Origin of the sequence: Enterobacter sp. BNK-8, from assembly GCF_048685095.1 — a bacterium.
GTDB lineage: Bacteria > Pseudomonadota > Gammaproteobacteria > Enterobacterales > Enterobacteriaceae > Enterobacter > Enterobacter quasiroggenkampii.
In genome coordinates this window covers 3,775,996-3,800,732 of sequence record NZ_JBLQTN010000001.1, presented here as the reverse complement: position 1 = coordinate 3,800,732, position 24,737 = coordinate 3,775,996, and the positions used below count along the sequence as shown (strand labels likewise).

Here is a 24,737-nt window from a genome sequence, read left to right as displayed (position 1 = left end):
TAGGCCCGGTAAGCACAGCGCCACCGGGCAAAACGCACTAAGCCTGTTGCTTCTTATCGTGCTGGCGGTTAACCCAGGTATTGATAATCAGCGTCACGATCAGAATGCCAAACACCACGCCGAGCGAAATGGCGATCGGGATATGGTAGAAATCGACGATCAGCATTTTGATACCGATAAACACCAGGATCACCGACAGGCCGTACTTCAACATTGAGAAGCGCTCCGCCGCGCCTGCCAGCAGGAAGTACATGGCGCGCAGGCCGAGGATGGCGAACAGGTTAGAGGTCAGGACGATGAACGGGTCGGTGGTCACCGCAAAAATGGCCGGAATGCTGTCCACGGCGAAAATCACGTCGCTCAGCTCAACCAGGATCAGCACCAGCAGCAGCGGGGTGGCAAACAGCAGGCCGTTCTTGCGTACGAAGAAGTGCTCGCTCTCGATCTTGTCGGTCATGCGCAGATGGCCGCGGATCCACTTCACCAGCGGGCGATCGCCTATCGCAGAGCCGTCCTCTTTCGCCAGCGCCATTTTGACCCCGGTGAACAGCAGGAACGCGCCGAAGACGTACAGCAGCCATTCGAACTGAGTAATCAGCCAGCTGCCGGCGAAAATCATGATGGTACGCAGGATAATCGCGCCCAGCACGCCGTAGACCAGCACGCGGCGCTGCAGGGCCGCAGGTACGGCGAAGTAGCTGAACAGCATCAGCCAGACGAAGACGTTATCGACCGCCAGGGCTTTTTCAATCAGATAGCCAGTGAGGAAGGCGAGGGCCTGAGGATCGGCCACCGCACGGCCTTCGGTCGAGGCCAGATACCACCAGAAGGCGGCACAGAAGAGCAGGGAGAGGGTGACCCACACCAGCGACCAGGCCGCAGCCTGTTTCATGGTCATGCCGTGCGCGCCGCGACGCCCCTGTAAAAAGAGGTCGATCGCCAGCATGATGAGCACGACAACCGCGAATCCGCCCCACAACATGGGAGTGCCGACAGAATGCATACTATTTTCCTTACACATAAAAAACAAAAACGGCCATGGTCAGAAGACGATAGCCGTTAGCTTTTTATGCATAGACCTCGCCTTCCGGCAAGGTCTCACTTACAACCACGAGGGTTGCCCGGCGACCGGATGCGGTATTGCACGCATCGTAATGACGATCCACCGACGAAGAAGTTACTCCCCTTTGCAGGTAACAAAATATGTCAGACCATTGGTTTCGTCAATGGTCTGCGCCGTTTCATTACACAGCTTTACGCGATAACTTCCGCGCTCACGCCGTCTGCCGGGAATACCACGCCGGTCTGACGGCGGATCTCCGTTTGCAGCTTCGCCGTGGTGCGGCTCACCGCAAGGCCTGGGTGATTCACTTCGTTGTCTTCCACCAGACGGGCGAAGACCTCTGCCTCATAGAGCATAGTGTTAATATGCTGAGGCTGCGTCAGCTCCTGAGCTTTGCCGCCGCGCGGCACAAAGCTCACCTTCTGGCACTCGGAGATCTTCTCGATGACCAGCGAGCCCGCTTCGCCCTGAATTTCGCTCGGCAGGACAGAGTCGCTCACCTTGGAGTGCTGCAGCGTCACGCTGAAATCACCGTAATCCAGCACCGCGACACCGTGCGCATCCACGCCACTCTCCAGCAGGCTGGCGGTGGCCGTGACGCCGTGCGGCTCGCCCCACAGGGCCACGGCAGAGGCCAGGCAATAGAAACCGATATCCATAATCGAGCCGTTAGAGAAGGCCGGATTAAAGGTGTTCGGGTTCTCGCCGTCGAGATAGCGCTGGTAGCGCGACGAGTACTGGCAGTAGTTGATAAACGCTTTGCGCACTTTGCCCACCTTCGGCAGGGACTGCTGCAGCAGCAGGAAGTTCGGCAGGCTGGCGGTTTTGAAGGCTTCGAACAGCACCACCTGGTTTTCGCGGGCAAGCGCAATGGCGGCTTCGACTTCATCGATGTTCGACGCCAGCGGCTTCTCGCAAATCACATGCTTTTTATGGCTGAGGAATAGCTTCGTTTGCGGGAAGTGCAGGGAGTTCGGGCTGGCGATATAGACCGCGTCAATGGCGTCGCTTTGCGCCATCTCATCAAGCGAGGTGAAGAGATGCTCGACGAGGTAATCGTTGGCAAAACTCTGCGCCTGCTCAAGGCTGCGGGAATAGACTGCGGTAAGTTTCAGTTTGCCGGTTTCGTGGGCGGCGTCGACGAACTGGCGCGTGATCCAGTTCGTTCCAATGACTGCGAAACGTATCATAAACGTTTACGTACTCCGTAGCGGGGAACCTTTAGCCACTGTAGCACGTCATCATGACAATTCGCGTGCGCTATTCCGCATTACCTTTTAACGATAAATGCGTAAGCCACAGACGGGTATCAAACTCCAGCTGGTGGTACTGCGGCTCCATGTGGCAGCACAGGGAATAGAACGCTTTGTCGTGCTCTTTCTCTTTCAGGTGTGCCAGCTCATGGACGACGATCATCCGCAGAAAGGCTTCCGGCGCGTTGCGGAAAACCGTCGCGACGCGGATTTCGGCCTTCGCCTTCAGCTTACCGCCCTGCACGCGAGAGACGGCGGTGTGCAGGCCGAGCGCGTTTTTCAGCACGTGGATCTTATTGTCGTACATCACCTTGTTGATCGGCGGGGCGCTCTTCAGATACCGGTTTTTCAGATCCTGCGTATACTGCCAGAGGGCCTTATCGGTCGCGAAATCGTGGGTGCCGGGGTAGCGTTTTTCCAGCACCGCGCCCAGCTTCTGCTCGGCAATCAGGCTGCGAACCTGAGTCAGTAAATGCTCCGGGTAGCCCTGGAGATAAGTAAGTTGGTTCATCAACGCCCCAAATCGACAATAAAACGGGTATACTCACGCACCCTTTTCAGGGATACGCCAAATTTTACCATTCAGGAGGGCCGATGAGCCACTTAGACAACGGTTTCCGTTCACTCAACCTTAAACGTTTCCCGGAGACGGACGACGTTAACCCGCTTCAGGCGTGGGAAGCGGCGGATGAATATCTGCTGCAGCAGTTGGATGACACTGAAATCCGCGGCCCGGTTTTGATCCTGAATGACGCGTTTGGCGCCCTGGGCTGTGCGCTGGCGGAACACACGCCGTACAGTATCGGCGACTCCTACCTGAGCGAGCTGGCGACGCGTGAAAACCTTCGCCATAACGACATCGAAGAGTCCAGCGTGAAGTTCCTCGACAGCACCGCAGACTACCCGCAGGCGCCGGGCGTGGTGCTGATCAAAGTGCCAAAAACCATGGCGCTGCTGGAGCAGCAGCTGCGCGCGTTGCGTAAGGTCGTCACGCCAGAAACCCGCATCATCGCGGGTGCCAAAGCGCGCGATATTCATACTTCGACGCTGGAGCTGTTCGAGAAAGTCCTTGGCCCGACCACCACCACGCTGGCCTGGAAAAAAGCGCGCCTGATCAACTGCACGTTCGCCGCCCCTGAGCTGGCCGACGCGCCAGAAACGCTGAGCTGGACGCTGGAAGGGACCGACTGGACCATCCATAACCACGCGAACGTCTTCTCCCGCACCGGTCTGGATATCGGCGCGCGCTTCTTTATGGAACATTTGCCGGAAAATCTGGAAGGTGAGATTGTCGATCTTGGCTGCGGCAACGGCGTGATTGGCCTGACGCTGCTGGCGAAGAACCCGGAAGCAAGCGTGGTGTTCAGTGACGAGTCGTCGATGGCGGTGGCCTCCAGCCGTCTGAACGTAGAAACCAACCTGCCGGACGCGCTGGACCGCTGCGAGTTTATGATCAACAACGCGCTGTCGGGGGTAGAGCCGTTCCGCTTCAACGCCGTGTTCTGCAACCCGCCGTTCCACCAGAAGCACGCCCTGACGGATAACGTTGCGTGGGAGATGTTCCACCACGCGCGCCGCTGCCTGAAAATCAACGGCGAGCTGTACATCGTGGCGAACCGCCACCTGGACTACTTCCACAAGTTGAAGAAGATTTTCGGGAACTGCGTCACCATTGCGACGAACAATAAGTTTGTGGTGCTGAAGTCGGTGAAGCTGGGACGTCGTCGTTAAGATTGTTTTGCCCGGTGGCGCTTCGCTTACCGGGCCTACAATGGCCTCGAACCCGTAGGCCGGGCAAGCGCAGCGCCGCCCGGCAATGTTCTAGATCATCAGAGCTAATTTCGTCCCCTGCGCAATCGCGCGCCGCGCATCCAGCTCCATCGCCACGTCACACCCGCCAATCAGATGCACCGTTTTACCGGCCTCGCGCAGCGGATCCGCCAGATCGCGCTTTGGCTCCTGCCCGGCACATAAAATGACATGATCCACGCGCAGCAGCTGCGGCTCGCCGCCGATCGTGACGTGCAGACCCTCGTCGTCGATCTTCTGATAGCTGACCGCTGGGATCATCTTCACCCCGCGTGAGAGCAGGGTTGCGCGGTGGATCCAGCCGGTGGTTTTGCCCAGCCCTTCGCCCGGCTTGCTGGCTTTACGCTGCAGCATCACGATCTGGCGCGGGCTTTTTGGCAGCTGCGGCCCTTCGGGGCGCAGGCCGCCGGACTGGCTGAGGCTGGTATCAATGCCCCATTCGACGCAAAACTCAGCAATGTTCTGGCTGGTCGCCTCGCCCGGCTGGCTCAAATACATAGCGGTATCAAAGCCGATCCCACCGCAGCCGATAATCGCCACCTTCTCGCCAACCGGTACTTTGTCACGCAGCACGTCGAGATAGCTCAGCACTTTTGGATGATCGATACCCTCGATCGCAGGCGTGCGCGGTACGATCCCGCTCGCCAGGATCACCTCATCGAAATCAGTCAGATCCGCCGCGTGGACAAACTGGTTAAGCCGCAGCTCGACGCCCGTCAGCTCGATCATCCGGCGGTAGTAGCGCAGCGTTTCGTAGAACTCCTCTTTGCCGGGGATCTGTTTGGCGATATTAAACTGCCCGCCAATCTCCCCCAGCGCATCAAACAGCGTCACGCTGTGGCCGCGCGAGGCGGCATTGACCGCAAACGCCAGGCCCGCAGGCCCTGCGCCGACAACCGCCAGGCGTTTTTTCGCTGTCGCCGGGATCACCGGCATTTTGGTTTCGTGGCAGGCGCGCGGGTTGACGAGGCAGGAGGTCACTTTCCCGACGAAGATCTGATCCAGGCACGCCTGATTACAGCCGATGCAGGTGTTGATCTCATCCGCACGGCCGCTTTGCGCTTTGGACAGCAGCTCGGCATCGGCCAGGAACGGGCGCGCCATCGAGACCATGTCGGCATCGCCGCGTGAAATCACATCGTCCGCCACCTGCGGATCGTTAATGCGGTTGGTGGTGACCAGCGGAACAGACACTTTCCCTTTCAGCCTGCGCGTCACCCAGCTGAACGCCGCGCGCGGCACCGGCGTGGCGATGGTCGGAATGCGCGCCTCGTGCCAGCCGATGCCGGTGTTGATAATGGTGGCCCCCGCGGCTTCTATCTCCTGCGCCAGCTGCACGGTTTCGTCAAACGTGCCGCCGCCCTCCACCAGGTCGAGCATCGACAGGCGGAAGATGATAATAAAATCCGCGCCCGCACGTTCGCGCACGGCGCGCACGACTTCTACAGCAAAGCGCATCCGGCGGGCATAGTCGCCGCCCCATTCGTCGTCGCGCTGGTTGGTGCGGGCGGCCAGAAACTCGTTAATCAGATAGCCTTCAGACCCCATCACCTCAACGCCGTCGTAGCCCGCTTCACGCGCCAGCGCGGCGCAGCGGGCGAAGTCGTCAATCAGCGCCAGGATCTCGTCGTGGCTCAGGGCATGCGGAGTGAAGCGGTTAATTGGCGCCTGAATGGCTGATGGCGCGACCAGATTCGGCTGATAGCTGTAGCGTCCGGTGTGCAGAATTTGCAGGGCGATTTTACCGCCCTCGTTGTGTACCGCGTCGGTCACAATGCGGTGGTGCGGCAGCTGTGACGCATCGTTCAGCACCGCGCCGCCCTCCATGCCGACGCCGGAAGGGGCAGGGGCCACGCCGCCGGTGACGACCAGCGCTACCCCATGGCGGGCGCGTTCGGCATAGAAGGCTGCCAGACGCTCGGCCCCGTCCGGATGCTCCTCCAGCCCGGTGTGCATCGAGCCCATCAACACGCGGTTTTTGAGTGTGGTGAACCCCAGATCGAGGGGGGCGAATAACGACGGGTAGCGGCTCATAGTCTCTTCCAGTGTAAAATTATTGTTATGTGGTCGGATGAGTTACTAATTTAGCCAGCGGCAGCGGAAAGGTAAAAGCGGGATCGAATGATTGTGATAGATCTCAAAGAACTTCCCCTCACCCTAACCCTCTCCCCGGCGGGGAGAGGGGACTGGCCGGTGCGGCCTTAAAGAATCAGCTCGATCTGGTTTTTTCCCTCTCCCCTATGGAGAGAGGGGGATGGGTTTTTACTAACCCCGGCGCCTGCCACATCGACGTCGTCAGCCCGCTGTCCACCAGCCCGAGCTGGTCTGCATATACCGCCTGCCATTTCTGCATCATGCCGTCGTACAGTTCGCGATGTACCGGGTTTGGCGTGAATTCGCGGCTCCATTTCACCAGCCGCTCGCCCGTCGAGGCCATATCTGCAAACAGCCCCGCGCCAACGCCTGCCGCAATGGCGCAGCCCAGTGCCGTAGCCTCTTTGACCTCCGGCACGCGCACCGGCAGGCCGGTGACGTCGCTTAAAATCTGACTCCACAGCGCACCTTTCGAGCCCCCGCCCGCAAAGACCAGGCTTTCAAACGTCACGCCGGAGAAGTGGGAAATCTGCGCCAGGTTACAGGCCGAGACGATCGCCGCGTTCTCCTCCAGGGCGCGGAACAGCGTCGCTTTATTGCATTTTTCCGGGTCGATGGAGAGGTTAATAAACGACGGCGCGGCGTGGTACCACTGCTTAAAATGCATGGCGTCGGAGAAGATTGGCATCACCCCGTGGGAGCCCGCCGGCACCCGGCTGGCCATCTCTTCCAGCAGAGAATAGGTGTCCATCCCCATCCGCTCGGCAATAAGCTTTTCCTCGGCGCAGAATGCGTCGCGGAACCAGCGCATGGTCAGCCCGGTAAAGAAGCTGATCGACTCTGCCTGCGCCATGCCGGGAATCACGTGCGGATTCACCCGAATGTTCATGCCAGGGTCGGTGCGCACCTGCGGCAGGTTCACCACCTGCTGCCAGAAGGTCCCGCCCAGCACCGCCGTTTGTCCGGCGCGGACTACCCCCAGACCCAGACAGCCCAGCTGCACGTCGCCGCCGCCCATGACGACCGGCGTGCCTTCGCGCAGGCCGCTTTGCTGTGCGGCCTCTCGGGTGATAGCGCCCAGCACGGTGCCGGTCTCTTTTACCGGGGAGAGAATATCGGCGCGCAGCCCGGCCATGTCCAGCAGCGCCGGACGCCAGTCGCGGGAGAAGAGATCCAGCATGCCGGTGGTGCCCGCGTTAGACGGGTCGACCGCCAGCTCGCCGGAAAGCTTCGCTGCCAGCCAGTCGCTGATCATGGTGATGGTGGCGGCGCTGCGGTAAATATCCGGACGATGGTGTGCCAGCCACAGCAGGCGCGGCATCGCGCTCAGCGCCAGCGTCTGGCCGGAGACGTCATACACTTCGGATTCAAAATGGTTGTCGTGGATCTCTTTGAGTTCGGCCACCTCGCGGCTGGCGCGGGCGTCAACGTTGGCGCAGGCCCAGATGGCCTCGCCGTTGCGGTCGTAAAGCACTATCCCTTCGCGCATGGAGCAGCAGGCGACGGACTGAATATCCGCCGCGCCCAGATTCGCGCGCGTCAGCGCCTGATGAATGCACTGGCAGGCCAGCCGCCAGTTGGTGTCGAGGTCGAACTCCATCGAGCCCGGCACGTTCTCCACGCTCAGGTGCTTCCACTCGGCCTGGCCGACGGCAATCTGGTTGCCCTGCAAATCGAAAATCACGGCGCGAACGCTGCCGGTCCCTGCATCTAACGCTAAAAGGTAACTCATGAGCTTGCCTCGCTGTTAGCGCAGGGCGGGCTCTCACTTGGCCAGAGCCAGCACCGCGCGGGCTGTCGTCTCCTCCGTCACCAGGCCATTGATACGGCGACCCTTCAGTGCGGCATAAATCGCATCGGCTTTCTCTTCCCCTCCGGCCACGCCAACGATGGTGGGCAGCTGCGCCAGCTCATCGAGCGAGACGCCGAGTAATTCTTTATGGATCTCCAGCTCCTCGACGCACTCCCCTTCGGCATTGAGGAAATAACCGAGAATATCGCCGACCGCGCCTTTGCGGGCGTACATCAGCTGTTCACCTTCGCTGATGTAGCCGGAGCGCAGGATCGTGGCATCGCGGCGCTGGTTGACTGAACCAATACCCACCACCGCGACGTCGGCGGCGGTGGCCGCGAGGATCACGTCCCGCACGCTGGTTTCGCGTTTTAAGATCCCGGCCACCTCTGCGGATGACACGCGAAGCGGGGCGGGGATCATGCTGACGCTGCAGGCCGCGTCCAACTGGCCGATACCGGTCATGTATGGCCCGACGCCGCCGGACAGCGTCACGAGGCGGATCTGCTGTGAGCTGATAAATCCGCTCAGGTGCTGCAGGCTGCTCATGGTGGTTTCACCGAACCCCACCGCCAGCAGCTGGCCGGGTTCCAGCACGCCCATCAGCGACTGCGCTGCGCCAATGCCCAGCCGCACGTTCATCGGCGGCGTATTTAAGGCAGGCATCACGCGCACCAGCTTCAGGCCAAAGCGCTGCTGCAGCTCGGTTTCCAGCGCCAGACAGCCCTCGTAGCGGGAGTTGATCTGCACGCGGATCACCCCGGACTGACGGCCTTTCTCCAGCAGACGGGAGATTTTTAATCGCGGCAGCCCGAGGCGTTCGCCGATATCGTTCTGGGTCAGCCCGTCGTGGTAGTAACACCAGGCCACGCGCGCCACCAGCTCCTCTTCCGCCAGCGCCAGCCCGGCAAACCGTCCTTCTTCCGCAGTGCGTTTATCGCTCATAGTTGAACTCTTATAAAAATTTAGATCATATGTTCGTAATGGCGCGAAGGGAAAGTGTGAGCCACGCGACAAAACGGATCATTTCGATCGTTTCTGGTTTATCTGAATCTCAATCGATAAAACTGTGATCCCTGCACGGTTGTAAATATAGTTCACCGTCTACGCTTTTGAACATTATTAAATCTAAAAATCATTTGTTCAATAGCGGAGCGATGATGACCTCACTTCTCGACGCGCGGAATATCAGCAAGCAGTTCTCAGGCGTGCCGGTTCTAAAAGGCATTGATTTCACGCTGCTTGCGGGCCAGGTGCACGCGCTGATGGGCGGAAACGGCGCAGGAAAATCGACGCTGATGAAGATCATCGCCGGGGTCGAGACGCCGGATGATGGTGAACTTTCCGTCGAGGGGCAGTCATATGCGCGGCTGACGCCCGTGCAGGCGCACAGGCTCGGCATTTACCTCGTGCCGCAGGAGCCGCTGCTGTTCCCCAACCTGACAGTGCGGGAAAATATCCTGTTCCGCCTGCCGCGCGAGCGCGATCGGGAAAAGCGGCTGGCGGAAAAACTTGAGCAGTTGCAGTGCCAGCTCAACCTCGACGCCGCCGCCAGCACCCTGGAAGTGGCGGATCAGCAGATGGTGGAGATCCTGCGCGGATTAATGCGCAACGCCCGGATCCTGATCCTCGACGAACCTACGGCCTCCCTCACGCCGGGCGAAACCGAACGGCTGTTCCGCCAGATCCGCGCCCTGCAGGCACTCGGCGTCGGGATTGTTTTTATCTCCCATAAGCTGCCGGAAATTCGCGTGCTGTCGAGCCACGTCTCGGTGATGCGCGACGGCGCGGTGGTGTTGAGCGGGGAAACCGCGCAGTTCGACGATAACGCCCTGATTGCCGCAATGACGCCGGTGAGCCGGGAGAAATCCCTCAGCGATACGCAAAAGCTGTGGCTGGCGCTGCCGGGCAACCGTCGCACCCAGCCGCAGGACTTTCCGGTGCTGCGGGTGGAGGATCTCACCGGGGAAGGGTTTATCGATCTGAGCCTTGAAATCTACGCCGGGGAGATCGTCGGCCTTGCGGGGCTGGTGGGATCCGGACGTACCGAGTTTGCCGAAACCCTCTACGGCCTGCGGCCGGTACGCGGGGGGCGCATCTGGCTGGAGAACCAGGAGATCGCCAACGATCCGGTGCGCTCGCGGCTAAACAGAGGCCTGGTCTACCTGCCGGAAGACAGGCAGGTGTCCGGCCTGTTCCTCGACGCGCCGATCCGCTGGAACACCGTGGCGCTGAACGAGCCGTCGCTCTGGCAGCAGCGCAAGCGGGAGTCTGCGGTCGTGGAGCGCTATCACCGGGCGCTGGGGATCAAGCTCAACCATGCGGATCAAACCGTGCGCACGCTCTCCGGTGGCAACCAGCAGAAGGTGCTGCTGGCGCGCTGTCTGGAGGCCAATCCTTTACTGCTGATCGTCGATGAACCGACGCGCGGCGTGGACGTCTCGGCGCGCGCCGATATCTACCAGCTCATCAAAAGCGTGGCGGCGCAAAACGTGGCGGTGCTGATGATCTCAAGCGATCTCGATGAGTTTCCGGGCCTCGCGGACCGCGTGTTGGTGATGCACCAGGGCGTGCTCAGCGGCGAGCTGCCGCGCCATGCCGTCAGCCTCGATCGCATGATGGCGCTGGCGTTCGGAGGGCAAGCATGAAGATCTTACTGAAAAACCGCGAGCTAAGCGCGTTTCTCGCCATTCTGGCGCTGTTCGCCGTGCTGGTGGCGCTTAATCCCTCTTACTTCAGCCTGCAGACGCTGGGGATGATTTTCGCCAGCTCGCAGATCCTGATCCTGCTGGCCATCGGCGCGGCGCTGGTGATGCTGACCCGCAATATCGATGTCTCCGTCGGCTCCACGGTCGGGCTCTCCGCCATTGCCGTCGGCGTAGCGCTCAACAGCGGCTACAGCCTGCCGGTTTCCATTCTCTTCACGCTCATGGTTGGCGCGCTGGCCGGGGCGTTCAACGGGTTGCTGGTGGTGGGGCTGCGCATCCCGGCGATCGTCGCCACCCTCGGCACGCTGGGGCTGTACCGTGGAGCGATGCTGCTCTGGACCGGCGGGAAGTGGATTGAGGGGCTGCCGCCGGGGTTGAAATCCCTCTCTGAGCCTGCGGCCATCGGCGTGTCGCCCCTTGGCATGGTGGTGTTGATGATCGTGGTCACCGGTGCGTGGACGCTGTCGCGCACCGCGTTCGGGCGTGATTTCTACGCGGTGGGCGATAACCTCGCCGCCGCGCGGCAGCTGGGCGTAGCGGTGAACCGCACCCGCATGATCGCCTTTACCCTCAACGGCATGCTGGCGGCCTGCGCCGGGATTGTCTTTGCTGCACAGATTGGCTTCGTGCCCAACCAGACCGGCAGCGGGCTGGAGATGAAGGCCATCGCCGCCTGCGTACTGGGTGGCATTTCGCTGTTGGGCGGCACGGGCACGCTGATCGGCGCGTTGCTCGGCGCGTTCTTCCTCACCCAAATCGACACCGTGCTGGTGCTGTTCAGGCTTCCTGCCTGGTGGAATGATTTTATCGCCGGGCTGGTGCTGCTGGGCGTGCTGGTGCTCGACGGGCGTCTGCGCCAGGCGCTGGCGCGGCATCAGCGGGCGCTGAAGTACGGTCGCTTCCAGCCGGGCAACAAAGGGGGAAAGCATGTCACCCCCTTTCCCAAACGCAAAAAAGAGGTGGCGTAAATGAGGCTTAACTGGGAAAGCGCGCTGCTCATTTTGCTGGTGCTGGAGATCCTGCTCTTCGGCGCCATCAACCCGCGCATGCTCGACATCAATATGCTGTTATTCAGCACCAGCGATTTTATCTGCATTGGCATCGTGGCGCTGCCGCTGACGCTGGTGATTATCAGCGGCGGGATCGACATCTCCCTCGGCTCGACCATCGGCCTGTGCGCGATTGCGCTGGGTGTGATGATGCAGGCCGGGTGGCCGATGGCGGTCGCCGTTCCGCTGACGCTGCTGCTGGGACTGCTGTGCGGGCTGGTAAACGCGGCGCTGATCCACTACACCGGCATCAGCCCGCTGGTGATCACCCTCGGCACGCTCTACCTCTACGGCGGCGGGGCGCTGCTGCTCTCCGGCATGGCGGGGGCCACGGGCTACGAGGGCATCGGCGGCTTCCCGGACAGCTTTACCGCCTTCGCTAACCTCACGGTATTTGGCCTGCCGATCCCATTGGTCTTGTTCGCGGCTATCACCGTCTTCTTCTGGCTCATTACCCACCGCGGGCGCTTTGGGCGCCATCTGTTCCTGATTGGGCAGAACCCGCGCGCGGCGCGCTATGCGGCGCTGTCGGTGAACGGCATGCCCTACGCGCTGTACGGCCTGGTGGGCGTAGCCTCCGCGATTGCCGCGCTGGTAATGGTCTCCTATTTCGGCTCCGCGCGTTCGGATCTGGGGCGCGATTTACTGATGCCCGCGCTCACCGCCGCCGTGCTCGGCGGGGCCAATATCTACGGCGGGTCAGGTTCGGTTCTCGGTACGGCGTTGGCGGCGCTGCTAGTGGGGTACCTGCAACAGGGTTTACAGATGGTCGGCATCCCCAACCAGGTGTCGAGCGCGCTGTCAGGGGCGCTGCTGGTTGTGGTGGTGATGGGACGTTCGCTGAGTCTGCACCGCGAATGGGTGCGATCTCTCTTTAGAAAACTATCCGGAGCGTAAGATGAAAACAAAACTGTTCGTCCTGGCAATGGCCCTCAGCTTCGCCTCGGCGCAGGCGGCGGACCGCATTGCCTTTATCCCGAAGCTGGTGGGTGTCGGCTTCTTCACCAGCGGCGGCAACGGCGCGAAAGAGGCGGGGAAAGATCTTGGCGTGGACGTCACCTACGACGGTCCGACCGAGCCGAGCGTTTCCGGCCAGGTGCAGCTCATCAATAACTTCGTCAACCAGGGCTATAACGCCATTATCGTCTCCGCCGTGTCGCCGGACGGATTGTGTCCGGCGCTGAAGCGTGCGATGCAGCGCGGCGTTAAGGTTCTGACCTGGGACTCCGACACCAAACCGGAGTGCCGCAGTATCTACATCAACCAGGGGACGCCGGAACAGCTGGGCGGCCTGCTGGTGGACATGGCGGGCAAGCAGGTCACTAAACCGAATGCCAAAGTGGCGTTCTTCTACTCCAGCCCGACCGTCACTGACCAGAACCAGTGGGTGAAAGAGGCGAAGGCCAAAATCGAGAAAGATCATCCGCAGTGGCAGGTCGTCACCACCCAGTTTGGCTATAACGACGCCACCAAATCGTTGCAAACCGCCGAGGGGATCTTAAAAGCGTATCCGGATCTGGATGCGATCATCGCCCCGGACGCCAACGCCCTTCCTGCCGCGGCGCAGGCGGCGGAAAACCTGAAGCGGGAAGGGGTGGCGATTGTCGGCTTCAGCACGCCAAACGTGATGCGCCCGTACGTTGAGCGCGGCACGGTGAAGGCCTTTGGCCTCTGGGACGTGGTGCAACAGGGCAAAATTGCGGTCAATGTCGCCGATCGTTTGCTGAAAAAAGGCGATCTTAACGTCGGCGACAGCGTGGACGTAAAAAACATCGGGGCGCTGAAGGTCGAGCCGAACAGCGTGCAGGGCTACCAGTATGAGGCGAAGGGCAACGGCATCGTGCTGCTGCCGGAGCGGGTGGTGTTCACCAAAGAGAACATCAGCAAATACGATTTCTGACGGGGGAGCAAATGGCTGATTTAGACGATATCAAAGACGGTAAGGATTTTGGCATCGGCACGCCGCAGCAGAATGTGCCGTTCACGCTGAAGGGCTGCGGCTCGCTGGACTGGGGCATGCAGTCCCGCCTGGCACGCATCTTCAACCCGCAGAGCAACCGTACGGTGATGCTGGCCTTTGACCATGGCTACTTTCAGGGGCCGACCACCGGCCTTGAGCGTATCGATCTCTCCATTGCGCCGCTGTTTGGTGAAACCGACGTGCTGATGTGTACCCGCGGCATCCTCAGGAGCCAGGTGCCTGCTGCGACCAATAAACCGGTCGTGCTGCGCGCCTCCGGCGGTAACTCAATCCTGGGGGAACTGTCCAACGAGTGCGTGGCGGTGGCGATGGAAGATGCCCTGCGCCTGAACGTCTGCGCGGTGGCGGCGCAGGTCTATATCGGCAGCGAGTTTGAGCATCAGTCGATTAATAACATCATCAAGCTGGTGGACGCGGGGGCGCGCTACGGCATGCCGACGCTGGCGGTGACGGGCGTGGGGAAAGAGATGGCGCGGGACGCGCGCTATTTCTCGCTGGCCAGCCGCATCGCCGCCGAAATGGGGGCGCAGTTCGTCAAAACCTACTACGTGGATGAAGGCTTTGAAAAAGTGACCGCCAGCTGTCCGGTGCCGATTGTCATCGCCGGGGGCAAAAAGCTGCCGGAGCACGAGGCGCTGGAGATGTGCTGGCGGGCGATTGACCAGGGCGCGTCGGGCGTGGACATGGGGCGCAACATCTTCCAGTCCAGCGCGCCGCTCGCCATGCTGAAGGCGGTGAAGAAAGTGGTTCACGAGAACTGGAATGCCCGCGATGCGTTCCAGTTCTGGCAGGAAGAGAAACAGGGAGAAGCAAAATGAATGTGACGCTGGTGGAGATCAACATTAAGCCCGAGCGGGTAGACGAGTTTCTGGAGGTGTTTCGCGCCAACCATGAGGGAGCGATCAAGGAGCCGGGGAACCTGCGCTTTGACGTGCTGCAGGACCCACGCGTGAAAACCCGGTTCTTTATCTACGAGGCCTACAAAGACGAAGAGGCGGTGCTGGCGCATAAGCAAACGCCACACTATCTGGCGTGCGTGGATAAACTTGAGGAGCTGATGTCGGAGCCGCGCAAAAAGCGCAGCTTCGTCGGGCTGTTGCCGGAGTAACCTCGTGTCCGATGACGTGCTTTTGCGCGTCATCGGAAAGAAAAGCGTTCGGGCTATCCTTTGGCTTTCTGAATCGCCATGATTAATGCATCAGCAGAAACGTTGCCGGACATAACGCTAATGCGCTGAATGACAGGATCTTTTTCCTGAGGCAAAACGACAAACGCTGGCATGTTGGTAAAACCGATCTGCTTCACTAGCGTCACGTTTTCCTGTAATGCTTTGTTTGCCGACCCGGCTGAAGGCAATTTTTTAAAGATAAAACGCACATCCGGATTGGCATGGATAAGCTCTTGTGTGATGTTGCAGTTCACACAGTTTTCTTCCACGAAAGCCACCACGGCGGCTTTTGCGTCAACGGGGCCGACGACGGGATCGCCGGCGGCAAGTAACCGATCGCGATGGATCACGGCATTTTGCACCATGGCTTGCTGCTGGGCTATCTGTTGACGCTGGCGAAGGCTTTCGCCCGCCGCAACCAAAAACTCAGGATGCTCGGCAAGATAGGTCGAGACAATTTCCCCTAATTTTTCAGGGTGTGCAGCGAAATAGGCTTCTGCCGCTTTTCCTGTTTGCTCGATCTGCTGGGGCGTGGCGGGCTCTGCCTGCGTTGCGGTGGAGAAAACAAGTGCCGCAGCAAGGGGGACTGAGAGGCGACAAAGGACGGTAGGGACTTTCATACTATTATTCCGTAAAAAGAGTAAGAACTGGACTACGACAAAAGTGTTTGCATTCGAACAGGCATAATGCGGCCATAGTCATTAATCGTTTGCCAGCGTACCTGGCACAGCGCGGCGTCTATACAACCTTCGAGCTCGCGCTTGCTAAAAGGGGCGACAACGCCGCCGTCGGGTATGTTCTTCCCCCCGAGGCTGAGCTGATAAAGCGTGATGTAATAAGGCGTCGGGTTATACACGACGACCTTACTTTTGCTTCGCGACCAGCGTAGAGCCTGATAAGCATCATCAGGATTACCGGTGAGCCCGACGGGGCGATAAAAAAGTTTAAAGCGTGAACGCACTGCAGTCTGAACGCCTGCGGAGTGCTTGTTCGCAGAAGGAATGGCCGAAACGCTTAACGTGAACAGCGTTTCGCGATCTTCAGGTATGACGCCTCCCGTAAATATCAGGCGAACCGTGTTTTCACGTTCAGGATGCAATGAAAACAGCTGTGGCGTGGCGACAAATGCCGATTGCAACCCGGGCGGGGTTTCAGAGCCTGCCCAGAGGCCGCCTGGCTCGACTTTGGTGTAGATCAGGTAAGAAGCGTCAGAAGGGTTACGGACAGAAAAACTGATTGATTTCTCTCGTTCCGGATAGACAAAACGTGTTCCACCGATCGTGACCCCTGCCCTTGCCTGGGGCACGGTCATCGAGAATAAAAAGAGAAGCAGCATCGTCGCCGGGAATAAACGTTCACGCATAATTAAGAATAAATGTCGTCGTCGCATTTGCCGTCCCCGTGGTGACGGTACTGGCAGTGGCAATGTAGCGGGCGTAAAAATGCAGAATGGCGTCGCTTTGATGAGGGATAATCAAGACGTCCTGGCTTTTACTTCCGATGGAAATCAGCGATTTGTCCTGATTGTAAATACCTACACCGATGCCCGTCGCATAGCCTTCACCGCCGATGAGCGTTAGCAAATCGGGGTTTGCCGTGTCGGGTGTGCCATCAAAGGTAATACTGACGGAGCCTTCTGTTCCGGCACAGTTTTCCACATTAATGGCAAACGGGTGATAATCGGCCCCCATACCCGGTTGGGTGAAGTAGAGGCTTTGAACGCTGTCCATTGGGACCGTCAGCGTCTGTGAGTCAGGCGCGATAGTGCACGTCTTTTTATGGATAACGCCAGTGATATAAATTGTACCGTCGTGCGCCAGTGTACATTCAGAAAACAATGCCACCAGAAAAAGCGCGGTGAATATCATTGTTAATTTTTTTTTCATTTCCGCATCCTACTGATAGAGCAAATCAAAATACATAATGGCCGTTGCATTCCCAGGCGTAACCGCTGGCAGAGTAGATTTATACCGTAAATTAAACGTCAGGCTATTATCGCCTTGCTTTAACGGATAGATTGCTGATTCCACATTATTTATCTTGATTGGATTCAGTTCGGCATTGAGAAGCTCCACGCCAACGCCGGTCGCCATTTCGGTGGCCGTGCCTTTACCCGTGTCGCTCAGGGCTAACAGATCGGGATTATTACTATCAGGCGTACCGCTGAACCAGACTTTTGTTCCCTGGATGGCACGTGAACAATTATTCAGGTCGATGGTAAACGCTTTTTCTGGCGACGTTGTTCCCGGTACTGGAAATTCCGATGCGTCAAAGTCGCCCAGTTCAACCGTTTGTTCTTTACTGTTCACATCAACATCACAAGACTCACCAATAATGGTGCCGAATATCTGGAGGTTAATTGACGCGCCATCATCCGCATAGGTGACCGGCATCCCGATAAACAGCATCGCCAGCGGGAAAAAATAAACGATTTTCATTATTCACCCCTTACGCAAAATCGATACGTAAACATGCCAGAGCTGTGAAAACACCTTCTGCTGGAGCATTGCCTGTGGTACTGATAGGGTAGGTTTTTAACGTTACGTCGGCATGGCCCGTATCATCAGTAATAAAATCAGCGACACTGGACGTGTCGTTAGGGATCATGACGGTGCCATTTTCGTTGGTTACCACGACGCCAACATCTTTATTATCGGTTGCAAGCGCCTGGCTAACGTGCGTGTCTGCCGTTGCCACCAGTCGAAGCGTGAGATGCGCGGGTGATATCACGTCCGCATTACATTCGACAGGAACGTTAAAGGTTTTTACCGGCGCGTTATACGGCTTCTCACCGACGGTCGTGAATGAAGAACTGTTTAGTTTTCCCAGGTCAACAGTGATCACCTGTCCCGCATTAATGACGCAGTTTTGCGGCACGGTTACGGCGCCGTTGTACGTAATTTGATAAACAATAGTATTCAGCGGGTCAGTGTTCGTTGTTGTAACATAAACATTGAACATCACTTTATTGGGGATAATCACCGTGCCAATAAACGGTTTGACAATTTTTATTCTGAACACCAGATTGGAATCATATACTGAAAAGGGTTCGTTAAGATCTTCTCTATCGACCCTCCAGTCTTTCCCCATATGGATGTAATCCGCAGGGGGATAATAATCACCAATATCAGAGTCGGTAATGCGCATCGCGCCCGCGATATAGGTTGGATCGAGGCTCATATATTTCCACTGATCTTCTGTGAAGATAACCGGAAAGGGGCTTCGGTATGAACGATAGGTTCGAGAATCCCCGTCAGGGTGTTGCGCGCATATGGCTTCGACGCCCACATCCTGTGACTTAATCAGTTCAACAGCCTTTCCCAGCTGGTTTTCTTCTTTGGTCAACGTCGTTGACAGATCGTAATTTACAATCGTAATGCTATTTGAAAAATTATGGCAGATCACCGCCAGGCTTTTCGCTGACGTGACAAGACTCAGTAATAAAATAAAAATACGTAATTTCACCTATCGGCACTCCGCTTTTAAACGCACGAGGGACTGCTTTGTTTCAGTTAGCTTATAGATCGCAATACATTTTTTATCGCGGGTGTCGCCCCATTGCGCCGTCAGGGTGCCTGTTGAGCCCAGCCCTGACAGATAAGCTTCGCCGTTCTCGCCTACAATCGTGTCTCCCCCTTCATCACCGCGCGTGACAATGGCACCAAAGGGCACCGGTTGACCGTTATGAATTAATGAGATCATGGCACGATTGCCGGAGCGGGCTTTGAAGGTCGCGCGTACAAGGGCACCCTGGGTGGGAACAACCTGGGTAACGGCCTCGTCAATGTCCAGGTCGTCGCTCAGGGAGTTGGTATTCAGCGCCATACGGTTACGGTGGTATGCGCTGGCGTACGGCACAACGGCATAGCCTCGCCAGTCAGTGTGGATCCCGGGTCCGTCTTCAACCTTAACGTTGCTTGCGCCTGGCGCTGCGATCAGGACATTGGTATCGCCCAACGGCTGGCTCAAGGTAATGCCATTGCGGTGGGCGACAATACCGCCGCTGAGGCCATAGTTTATCTGTTGGTAGTCGCCGTTATTACTGTAGTTGTACCCCAGGTTTGCATTACCGTAGGCGCTATCATATTCCGTACTGACGCTACCGCTGGCACCGGCATGCTGATTTTGATAACCCTGCTGAACGCTGTAGCTCAGGTTATTATCCTCAAGCAGCGTTCCGTTAATGCCCGCTGTGTTGGTAACCCTACCATTATCATCGGCGCTCATGCCGTAAGTGGTATAAATGCTGTTTAAACGTTTGGTCACGTCTCCACCCGGGTGGAGCCAGAGATTAAGCGGGAATGAGAGCGTTAACGAATAAATGCGATCGCTGTTGCTCATGCCTGGCGCTTTATTGTAGTTATACGTCAGGTTATAGCTCACGCCTGCTGCCGTTCCGCTATAGCCTAGCTGCAGAAGCGTGTTTTTTTCATCAGTATGCCAGTATGTTTGCTGACTGCCGTTGAGGAAAATCGACCCGGCCTGACCCAATTGCTGGGAAATATTGGCCTGTAACTTACCGCGTTTGGTGTAGTAGAGATTGTAATAATCAGTCCACACGGGCTCATGGTCTTCGGTGCCGTTATTCGGATCGTCCTGGCCGATATACCCTTTCATCTGCTTATAGGTGGTTTCATCCAGCGTATAAAAACCGGATGTTGAGTAGCGATAACCTAACAGCTGAAAGTTGGTTCCAACGTTGTTCAGCGATTTTGCATATAAAAAACGTATTGATTGCCCGCTGTGTGAGCTACCGTCGCTCAGTTCGCTTTGGGCATGGGTGAAATCGGCCGAGACAGCACCAAAGTTACCCAGGTTTACGCCGGAACCGGCGGCAAAGGCGGCGTATTTTTCCGTCAGCTGAGAACCGCCATAAACCGTAAACCCTTTGGGTAAACCCCAGATGAGCGTTCCCTGGACAAAGTTCACGTCCTCTTGCTGATCGCTGCTACTGCGATAACGGGCAGCGGTAGCGGAATATTTTACGCTACCTTCACGCTGTAAAACCGGAACCGCAGAATAGGGTACGGAGTAACTGTTGATCGTACCGTCAGATTCTTTTACCTCGACATTCAAATCGCCGCTGGATGAGGTGGGGTAAAGATCGGTAATCGCAAATGCGCCTGGCGGGACATAGCTTTGATAGATGGTGTAACCGTTTTGTTTAACCGTCACCTGCGCATTGGATTTCGCGATCCCGCGAATGGTGGGGGCAAAACCCTTCATGCTATCCGGCAGCATGTTTTCATCCGAATTGATCTGCACTCCCCGAAACGGCAGGCTATCGAAAATATCCGACGTTGTGTAATTTTCACCTATTGTGAGCTTGCTCTTCAGTGGGATAACGGCACGTTCGACGTAGGTTTTAATGTGCTGCCAGTCTGTGTAAGTCTCTGAACCGCTGCTGCTGTAGTTCCATGTGGAAAAATCCCGCAGTCGCCAGGGACCCAGGTTAAACCCGCTGTTCATTCCCAAAAAGTAGTTGTCGGTTGTCGAACCATGATCGCCGCTATTACGGCTGTGTGAACCCGTAAAGTCGTAATTCAGCAACAGGGCATTGATCCCTTCATCCCATTGTTCTGGAGGAATATAACCACGTGCGTTATTACGCAGCGCAGCTTGCGGGATGCTGATATCCAGGCGTTGCCGTTCAAAATCAAAAAGGGTGCTGGCCGCAGGGATGGCAGAAGGTAAGTCCGCACACTGGCTCTCTTTTTCGTCTTTCAAGCCTGGAAATGCATCGACATTAACGCCCATTGCATCCAGTGATTTGAGTGATAAACAGGGCGCGAGCCCCGTATCATCATCTGTGGGTTTTGACACCTTACGAATATTAAAGGTGATGTCGCGCGTGGCGATAAAATTGTCATTCAGCCAGACGTCTACGCGGTAAACCCCGGGCGCCTGACCTGAAGTACTAAAACGGGATAAATCCGCAACCGCAGCAGGATCGCTTGAGAGGAAGGCAGGGTTGAAATAATAGTTTGCATCCGCGCTAACGGATGATAAGGCACCGAGCATGGCCAGTGTGAGAGGGGCCAAACGATGAATGACAATCCTTGTCTGATACTTACGACACTTCATTTTTCCTGCCTGCTTCAACGCGCTATGTTCGTGTTTTTTCGGGAACGTTATGCTCCAGGGCATGACTGAACAGGTGTGGTAGCACCAAAATCATTAACCGTCTGGAAACTCACCTGGCTCCCGCTTCCTGCCGGGAGATCAATGACCAGACTGTTCATGGGCGAAACCATTGTGTTTGTTAATTTCGCGCTTCCGACTTTGAGTTGAACCAGAGAAACGTAATAAGGCGATGGGTTTTTGATGATCAGTCTGCCGTTAGCCAGCGCGCAACGCAGCGTCTTTGGCGCATCAATGGACGGCGTCGGTAACTTTTTAGGACGAATAAAAAGCTTAATAACGCTTTGGGTGGCTATCTGCAGCGTATTTCCCTGCAACTTGCTTTTATCGACCGCCGGGATGGCTTTGCTGTTGAAAAAAAAGACGCTTTCTCTGTCCGTAGGCAGATCCGGTCCAGCGTACATTATTCGCACAGTGTTTTCTTTTTTTGGATGCATCACAAAAAGTGGGGGAGTAACAATAAAATCCTGAGATTTAGACTGGTCAGCATTTGCTACCCAGGATTGCACTAAAAAGGCATTGTTCTCGGAAGTATTCGTAACAGGCAATGAAATCTGCTTATCACCCTGCGGATAAATGATTCGCGTTGCGCCAAGGCTGATACCACCAGCGTGAGCCATAGTCAGCATTGAAGCGGCTAATAAGAAACAATGAGTAATCAGCTGGCTGATAAAAGTTGCTGGAGTAATTCGTGTCATTTATATTTCACTTTCTTAAATATATAACTGAATACACAGGACACCGTATTTCGTTTAATCCTCTGTATTCAATACATATAAAAATGCGTGTTTACATTGAAAAAACCTCCTTCACACCGGGGCGTGAAGGAGGTTCAACAACCTTCCGTCCAGATCAGGAATAAACCATCTGGAAGGTTGCCGTAGACGCTACGTTACCCGGTGTTGCCGCGCCAGTCGCGATATAGTCAACGCTCAGTGGAATGATATTTTCACCGTTAATCAGACCGATCGCTGAAGACGTGGTTCCCAGGTCAAGTTTTTTACCGTCAGGGCCAAACAGTTGCAGAGCAACGTTCAGCGCAGACCCTGCACCCGCTGTATTCGCCATCGCACCCGGCTGAGTGGCATCCTGCTGGGCGTTAAAAATGACGGCTGCATTTTGGCTCACGGACGTGTCGCAGTCTTCCAGCTTGATGTGGAAATCTTCTTTCTGATTGGCCAGCATTCCGCTTTCAGTCAGTTTTACGGTACGAACCTGGCTAAGAATTACGGTCTGGTCGACGGAGTCTGCAGCGACTGAACACGCTGCATTCACAACCTGACCTACGAAGTTAACGGTACCACCACTTACCGTTACCGTTGTGCTTTCCGCTTGTGCATTCATGGTTACAGCGCTTGCCATTGTGGCCGCAACAACCATTGCTAAGACATGCTTTTTCATACAAATCCTTTTAAATAAACAGTTCTCTGTCAAGTTGAAACAAAATTGTAAATACCTGAATCAAATAATGCTGGTTTAAAAAGCCTTGATATACAGCATTATACAATAAATATGTTTCGCACATTCTCATGATGTTCCGGGGAATTATTTTATGCGCTGATAAATATTATATCAATCTGTTGATTTCTCATTTTAAATTAGAAATTCTAAATGTATTTTTAACTTTATCTTTATTAATTTTTAGTATGAATTAGTACAGTAAACACTCGCCGCGGTGAAATTTTGCGGGTTTGTATCGCTGAGATTGATAATTGGAGTGTATTATTAAGTGTTGTCTTACAGTAAAGATTAAATATTTAATTTCGGGCTGAAATTACACGTCAAGGGAAGAGGCTATTCATTTTCATTATGGAATACTTGATTACAAATTGAAATGATTCGCGTCGGCGCTAACGTCACCTCTTCTTGCGAAAGCTGTACGGTCCGGGAATGAAGTCAATATCTGTCAACTCTGTTCCCGGACCGTACAAAAGAAAAGAGGAATAATTATATTTCTTCCACTTTTACCCGCAGCGCCACCAGCGCTTTACGCGCCGCTTTCAGCACCTGCTCACACTGCTCAATCGTCAACGTCAGCGGGGGTTCCACGCGGATGGTTTTTGAGTTGTTGAGCGTGCCGGCCACCAGCACCCGCTGGCGGAACATCTCGCTCGCGAAGCTGTAGCCGATTTCGTTGTCAACAAACTCAATGGCCATCAGCAACCCTTTGCCGCGCGCATCCTGGATCAAATCCGGGAATTCACGGCCCAGCTGGCGGAAGCCGTCCAGCAGCATGTCGCCTTTTTGCTCCGCCTGCGCAGGCAGGTTTTGCTCCAGCAGCACGTTGATGGTCGCCAGCGCCGCCGCACAGGCCAGCGGGTTACCGCCAAAGGTGGTGGTATGCAGGAACGGATTGTCGAACAGCACCGAGAACACCTCTTCGGTAGCCACCGTTGCGCCAATCGGCATGACGCCGCCGCCCAACGCTTTCGCCAGGCACAGAATGTCCGGTTGAACGTTCTCGTGCTCGCAGGCAAACATCTTGCCGGTGCGCCCCATTCCGGTCTGCACTTCGTCGAGGATCAGCAGCGCGCCAAACTCATCGCACAGTTGACGCACGGCAGGCAAATAGCCCTGCGGAGGGAGGATGACGCCGCCTTCACCCTGAATCGGCTCCAGGATCACCGCCGCCACGTCATCGCCGGTTTTACGGCATTCGCTCAGCACAGTGCGCATGGCGTTAATGTCACCGAACGGCACGTGGCGGAAGCCCGGCAGCAGTGGCATAAACGGTTTGCGGAACGTGGATTTCGCGGTCGCCGACAGTGCGCCCAGGGATTTACCGTGGAACGCGCCGCTGGTGGCGATAAAGGTGAATTTCCCGCGCGGCGACTGGTACGCTTTGGCGAGCTTAATCGCCGCTTCGACCGATTCCGTGCCGCTGTTGCTAAAGAAGCTGTATTTCAGTTTGCCGGGCGTTAAGGCCGCCAGCGTTTTCGCGAGCATGGCGCGAAGCGGGTCGAGCAGTTCCTGGCTATGGAGAGGTTGTTTCGCAAGTTGATTCTGTACGGCGGAAACCACAACTGGATTACGGTGCCCCACGTTGAAAATTCCAAAACCTCCCAGGCAATCGATAAACTCCTGTCCCTGGGTGTCGACAAGCGTGTTCAGACTTCCCGCTTGCCACTCTACGGCTCCGTAATCCCCGCCGGCGGTAACAGATTTGCGATACTCCAGAAACCCTGGGTTGACGTGCTCTTTAAAGTAATCGATGACCTCTCGGTTAAGTTGTTTCATCTCCTCATGATCAAGCGTTCGCTTCTCAATGAGATTCAGTGCGTGCGCGGTACAGGCAAGAGCCGAGGCGCTGGAAGGTAACCTGTTCAAAATGTGCTCCCGGGGATCGCGTATCACATGATACTGGTTTAAGTATTGCAGGGATTACGCCACTTCAGATGCCTTAACGAAAATCGGGATAAACGCCAGGTTAAAATAATGTTGCACAATATTTAATCATGCCGATAGAAGCCAAACGGGATTTAGCGGTACGGGGCAGAGAATATAAAGAAGGGGGTAAAAGCGCCGCTGCACTAAAGAAGTGCATACGCTGCGACTTAAGCGGGCATTAACGAGTCATGCTTTGTGGGTAATTTCTCTGCGAAAGTATTTGAAATCAATGGATTAAAAAATCGTACAAAAAGTATGGTTTAAGTCAAATCTGCGATCTCCATCAAGTTTA

The 24,737-nt window shown here is 56.4% G+C and carries 22 protein-coding genes; 7 read left to right on the top strand and 15 right to left on the bottom strand.

The features are described 5' to 3' along the window. Window positions 1–37 precede the first annotated feature (37 nt). The 3 genes from ACMGGU_RS18360 to ACMGGU_RS18350 form a co-directional block, all read right to left on the bottom strand. The gene (locus ACMGGU_RS18360) at window positions 38–1,003 is read right to left on the bottom strand and encodes a TerC family protein (protein ID WP_021242367.1); all 966 of its coding nucleotides are present in this window, start codon (window positions 1,001–1,003) and stop codon (window positions 38–40) included. A gap of 251 nt (window positions 1,004–1,254) precedes the next feature. Beyond that, window positions 1,255–2,253: a Gfo/Idh/MocA family protein gene (locus tag ACMGGU_RS18355; RefSeq protein ID WP_045910061.1), complete on the bottom strand. Its 999-nt coding sequence runs from the start codon at window positions 2,251–2,253 to the stop codon at window positions 1,255–1,257. A gap of 70 nt (window positions 2,254–2,323) precedes the next feature. Continuing rightward, window positions 2,324–2,827 carry a YgjP-like metallopeptidase domain-containing protein gene (locus ACMGGU_RS18350; RefSeq protein ID WP_024906411.1) on the bottom strand — a complete coding sequence of 168 codons (504 nt, stop codon included), beginning with the start codon at window positions 2,825–2,827 and terminating at the stop codon, window positions 2,324–2,326. Window positions 2,828–2,910: 83 nt separating this feature from the next. Here ACMGGU_RS18350 and rlmG point away from each other — a divergent pair, with 83 nt between their 5' ends. After that, window positions 2,911–4,047 (top strand): 23S rRNA (guanine(1835)-N(2))-methyltransferase RlmG, encoded by a 1,137-nt coding sequence (rlmG, locus tag ACMGGU_RS18345; RefSeq protein WP_420300829.1) that lies wholly within the window; start codon window positions 2,911–2,913, stop codon window positions 4,045–4,047. 90 nt (window positions 4,048–4,137) lie between these two features. Here the strand turns inward: rlmG and ACMGGU_RS18340 are convergent, their stop codons facing one another. The 3 genes from ACMGGU_RS18340 to lsrR all read right to left on the bottom strand — a co-directional run bounded on the left by ACMGGU_RS18340 (window position 4,138) and on the right by lsrR (window position 8,956). After that, complete coding sequence (locus ACMGGU_RS18340) at window positions 4,138–6,159, bottom strand: FAD-dependent oxidoreductase (RefSeq protein WP_420300828.1); 2,022 nt, start codon at window positions 6,157–6,159, stop codon at window positions 4,138–4,140. 175 nt (window positions 6,160–6,334) lie between these two features. Beyond that, a complete protein-coding gene (gene lsrK, locus ACMGGU_RS18335; protein ID WP_196352785.1) occupies window positions 6,335–7,951 on the bottom strand; it encodes an autoinducer-2 kinase in 1,617 nt (538 codons plus the stop codon). A 33-nt stretch (window positions 7,952–7,984) separates the two neighbouring features. Beyond that, window positions 7,985–8,956: a transcriptional regulator LsrR gene (lsrR, locus tag ACMGGU_RS18330; protein ID WP_003862617.1), complete on the bottom strand. Its 972-nt coding sequence runs from the start codon at window positions 8,954–8,956 to the stop codon at window positions 7,985–7,987. 215 nt (window positions 8,957–9,171) lie between these two features. Here lsrR and lsrA point away from each other — a divergent pair, with 215 nt between their 5' ends. From lsrA to lsrG, 6 genes are read left to right on the top strand one after another with little or no spacing between them, the layout of a single operon-like run. Further along, window positions 9,172–10,659, top strand: a complete 1,488-nt coding sequence (gene lsrA, locus ACMGGU_RS18325) for an autoinducer 2 ABC transporter ATP-binding protein LsrA (RefSeq protein WP_420300983.1) — start codon at window positions 9,172–9,174, stop codon at window positions 10,657–10,659. Further along, window positions 10,656–11,687, top strand: coding sequence for an autoinducer 2 ABC transporter permease LsrC (lsrC, locus tag ACMGGU_RS18320; RefSeq protein ID WP_420300827.1), 1,032 nt, complete (start codon window positions 10,656–10,658; stop codon window positions 11,685–11,687). Before lsrA ends, lsrC begins: the two co-directional genes overlap by 4 nt. Next, window positions 11,688–12,665 carry an autoinducer 2 ABC transporter permease LsrD gene (gene lsrD / locus ACMGGU_RS18315; RefSeq protein WP_420300826.1) on the top strand — a complete coding sequence of 326 codons (978 nt, stop codon included), beginning with the start codon at window positions 11,688–11,690 and terminating at the stop codon, window positions 12,663–12,665. A 1-nt stretch (window position 12,666) separates the two neighbouring features. Further along, window positions 12,667–13,668 carry an autoinducer 2 ABC transporter substrate-binding protein LsrB gene (gene lsrB, locus ACMGGU_RS18310; RefSeq protein WP_111967441.1) on the top strand — a complete coding sequence of 334 codons (1,002 nt, stop codon included), beginning with the start codon at window positions 12,667–12,669 and terminating at the stop codon, window positions 13,666–13,668. A gap of 11 nt (window positions 13,669–13,679) precedes the next feature. Next, a complete protein-coding gene (gene lsrF, locus ACMGGU_RS18305) occupies window positions 13,680–14,567 on the top strand; it encodes a 3-hydroxy-5-phosphonooxypentane-2,4-dione thiolase (RefSeq protein WP_032653516.1) in 888 nt (295 codons plus the stop codon). Then, complete coding sequence (gene lsrG, locus ACMGGU_RS18300) at window positions 14,564–14,857, top strand: (4S)-4-hydroxy-5-phosphonooxypentane-2,3-dione isomerase (protein ID WP_003862606.1); 294 nt, start codon at window positions 14,564–14,566, stop codon at window positions 14,855–14,857. Before lsrF ends, lsrG begins: the two co-directional genes overlap by 4 nt. Before the next feature lie 53 nt (window positions 14,858–14,910). Here the strand turns inward: lsrG and ACMGGU_RS18295 are convergent, their stop codons facing one another. From ACMGGU_RS18295 to ygjG, 9 genes are all read right to left on the bottom strand, one after another. Then, on the bottom strand, window positions 14,911–15,537 hold the full coding sequence (locus ACMGGU_RS18295) for a hypothetical protein (RefSeq protein WP_053076390.1): 627 nt from the start codon (window positions 15,535–15,537) through the stop codon (window positions 14,911–14,913). A gap of 32 nt (window positions 15,538–15,569) precedes the next feature. Continuing rightward, on the bottom strand, window positions 15,570–16,307 hold the full coding sequence (locus ACMGGU_RS18290; protein WP_420300825.1) for a molecular chaperone: 738 nt from the start codon (window positions 16,305–16,307) through the stop codon (window positions 15,570–15,572). Next, a complete protein-coding gene (locus ACMGGU_RS18285; protein ID WP_080474243.1) occupies window positions 16,273–16,803 on the bottom strand; it encodes a fimbrial protein in 531 nt (176 codons plus the stop codon). Before ACMGGU_RS18285 ends, ACMGGU_RS18290 begins: the two co-directional genes overlap by 35 nt. Before the next feature lie 9 nt (window positions 16,804–16,812). Beyond that, window positions 16,813–17,355 (bottom strand): fimbrial protein, encoded by a 543-nt coding sequence (locus ACMGGU_RS18280; protein ID WP_420300824.1) that lies wholly within the window; start codon window positions 17,353–17,355, stop codon window positions 16,813–16,815. 10 nt (window positions 17,356–17,365) lie between these two features. Then, window positions 17,366–18,382, bottom strand: coding sequence for a fimbrial protein (locus tag ACMGGU_RS18275; protein ID WP_196352780.1), 1,017 nt, complete (start codon window positions 18,380–18,382; stop codon window positions 17,366–17,368). Beyond that, a complete protein-coding gene (locus tag ACMGGU_RS18270; protein ID WP_045910050.1) occupies window positions 18,383–21,001 on the bottom strand; it encodes a fimbrial biogenesis usher protein in 2,619 nt (872 codons plus the stop codon). Window positions 21,002–21,048: 47 nt separating this feature from the next. Continuing rightward, window positions 21,049–21,756: a fimbria/pilus periplasmic chaperone gene (locus tag ACMGGU_RS18265; RefSeq protein WP_420300823.1), complete on the bottom strand. Its 708-nt coding sequence runs from the start codon at window positions 21,754–21,756 to the stop codon at window positions 21,049–21,051. Window positions 21,757–21,910: 154 nt separating this feature from the next. Next, window positions 21,911–22,459: a fimbrial protein BcfA gene (locus ACMGGU_RS18260; RefSeq protein WP_048028925.1), complete on the bottom strand. Its 549-nt coding sequence runs from the start codon at window positions 22,457–22,459 to the stop codon at window positions 21,911–21,913. Window positions 22,460–23,005: 546 nt separating this feature from the next. Continuing rightward, window positions 23,006–24,385, bottom strand: a complete 1,380-nt coding sequence (gene ygjG / locus ACMGGU_RS18255) for a putrescine aminotransferase (protein ID WP_262802149.1) — start codon at window positions 24,383–24,385, stop codon at window positions 23,006–23,008. Window positions 24,386–24,737: the final 352 nt, after the last annotated feature.

What these genes read in the sequence shown, in the direction of transcription:
- ACMGGU_RS18360 (WP_021242367.1), bottom strand. Translation starts at nt 1,003, where the DNA reads ATGCATTCTGTCGGCACTCCCATGTTGTGGGGCGGATTCGCGGTTGTC.
- ACMGGU_RS18355 (WP_045910061.1), bottom strand. Translation starts at nt 2,253, where the DNA reads ATGATACGTTTCGCAGTCATTGGAACGAACTGGATCACGCGCCAGTTC.
- ACMGGU_RS18350 (WP_024906411.1), bottom strand. Translation starts at nt 2,827, where the DNA reads ATGAACCAACTTACTTATCTCCAGGGCTACCCGGAGCATTTACTGACT.
- rlmG (WP_420300829.1), top strand. Translation starts at nt 2,911, where the DNA reads ATGAGCCACTTAGACAACGGTTTCCGTTCACTCAACCTTAAACGTTTC.
- ACMGGU_RS18340 (WP_420300828.1), bottom strand. Translation starts at nt 6,159, where the DNA reads ATGAGCCGCTACCCGTCGTTATTCGCCCCCCTCGATCTGGGGTTCACC.
- lsrK (WP_196352785.1), bottom strand. Translation starts at nt 7,951, where the DNA reads ATGAGTTACCTTTTAGCGTTAGATGCAGGGACCGGCAGCGTTCGCGCC.
- lsrR (WP_003862617.1), bottom strand. Translation starts at nt 8,956, where the DNA reads ATGAGCGATAAACGCACTGCGGAAGAAGGACGGTTTGCCGGGCTGGCG.
- lsrA (WP_420300983.1), top strand. Translation starts at nt 9,172, where the DNA reads ATGACCTCACTTCTCGACGCGCGGAATATCAGCAAGCAGTTCTCAGGC.
- lsrC (WP_420300827.1), top strand. Translation starts at nt 10,656, where the DNA reads ATGAAGATCTTACTGAAAAACCGCGAGCTAAGCGCGTTTCTCGCCATT.
- lsrD (WP_420300826.1), top strand. Translation starts at nt 11,688, where the DNA reads ATGAGGCTTAACTGGGAAAGCGCGCTGCTCATTTTGCTGGTGCTGGAG.
- lsrB (WP_111967441.1), top strand. Translation starts at nt 12,667, where the DNA reads ATGAAAACAAAACTGTTCGTCCTGGCAATGGCCCTCAGCTTCGCCTCG.
- lsrF (WP_032653516.1), top strand. Translation starts at nt 13,680, where the DNA reads ATGGCTGATTTAGACGATATCAAAGACGGTAAGGATTTTGGCATCGGC.
- lsrG (WP_003862606.1), top strand. Translation starts at nt 14,564, where the DNA reads ATGAATGTGACGCTGGTGGAGATCAACATTAAGCCCGAGCGGGTAGAC.
- ACMGGU_RS18295 (WP_053076390.1), bottom strand. Translation starts at nt 15,537, where the DNA reads ATGAAAGTCCCTACCGTCCTTTGTCGCCTCTCAGTCCCCCTTGCTGCG.
- ACMGGU_RS18290 (WP_420300825.1), bottom strand. Translation starts at nt 16,307, where the DNA reads ATGCGACGACGACATTTATTCTTAATTATGCGTGAACGTTTATTCCCG.
- ACMGGU_RS18285 (WP_080474243.1), bottom strand. Translation starts at nt 16,803, where the DNA reads ATGAAAAAAAAATTAACAATGATATTCACCGCGCTTTTTCTGGTGGCA.
- ACMGGU_RS18280 (WP_420300824.1), bottom strand. Translation starts at nt 17,355, where the DNA reads ATGAAAATCGTTTATTTTTTCCCGCTGGCGATGCTGTTTATCGGGATG.
- ACMGGU_RS18270 (WP_045910050.1), bottom strand. Translation starts at nt 21,001, where the DNA reads ATGAAGTGTCGTAAGTATCAGACAAGGATTGTCATTCATCGTTTGGCC.
- ACMGGU_RS18265 (WP_420300823.1), bottom strand. Translation starts at nt 21,756, where the DNA reads ATGACACGAATTACTCCAGCAACTTTTATCAGCCAGCTGATTACTCAT.
- ACMGGU_RS18260 (WP_048028925.1), bottom strand. Translation starts at nt 22,459, where the DNA reads ATGAAAAAGCATGTCTTAGCAATGGTTGTTGCGGCCACAATGGCAAGC.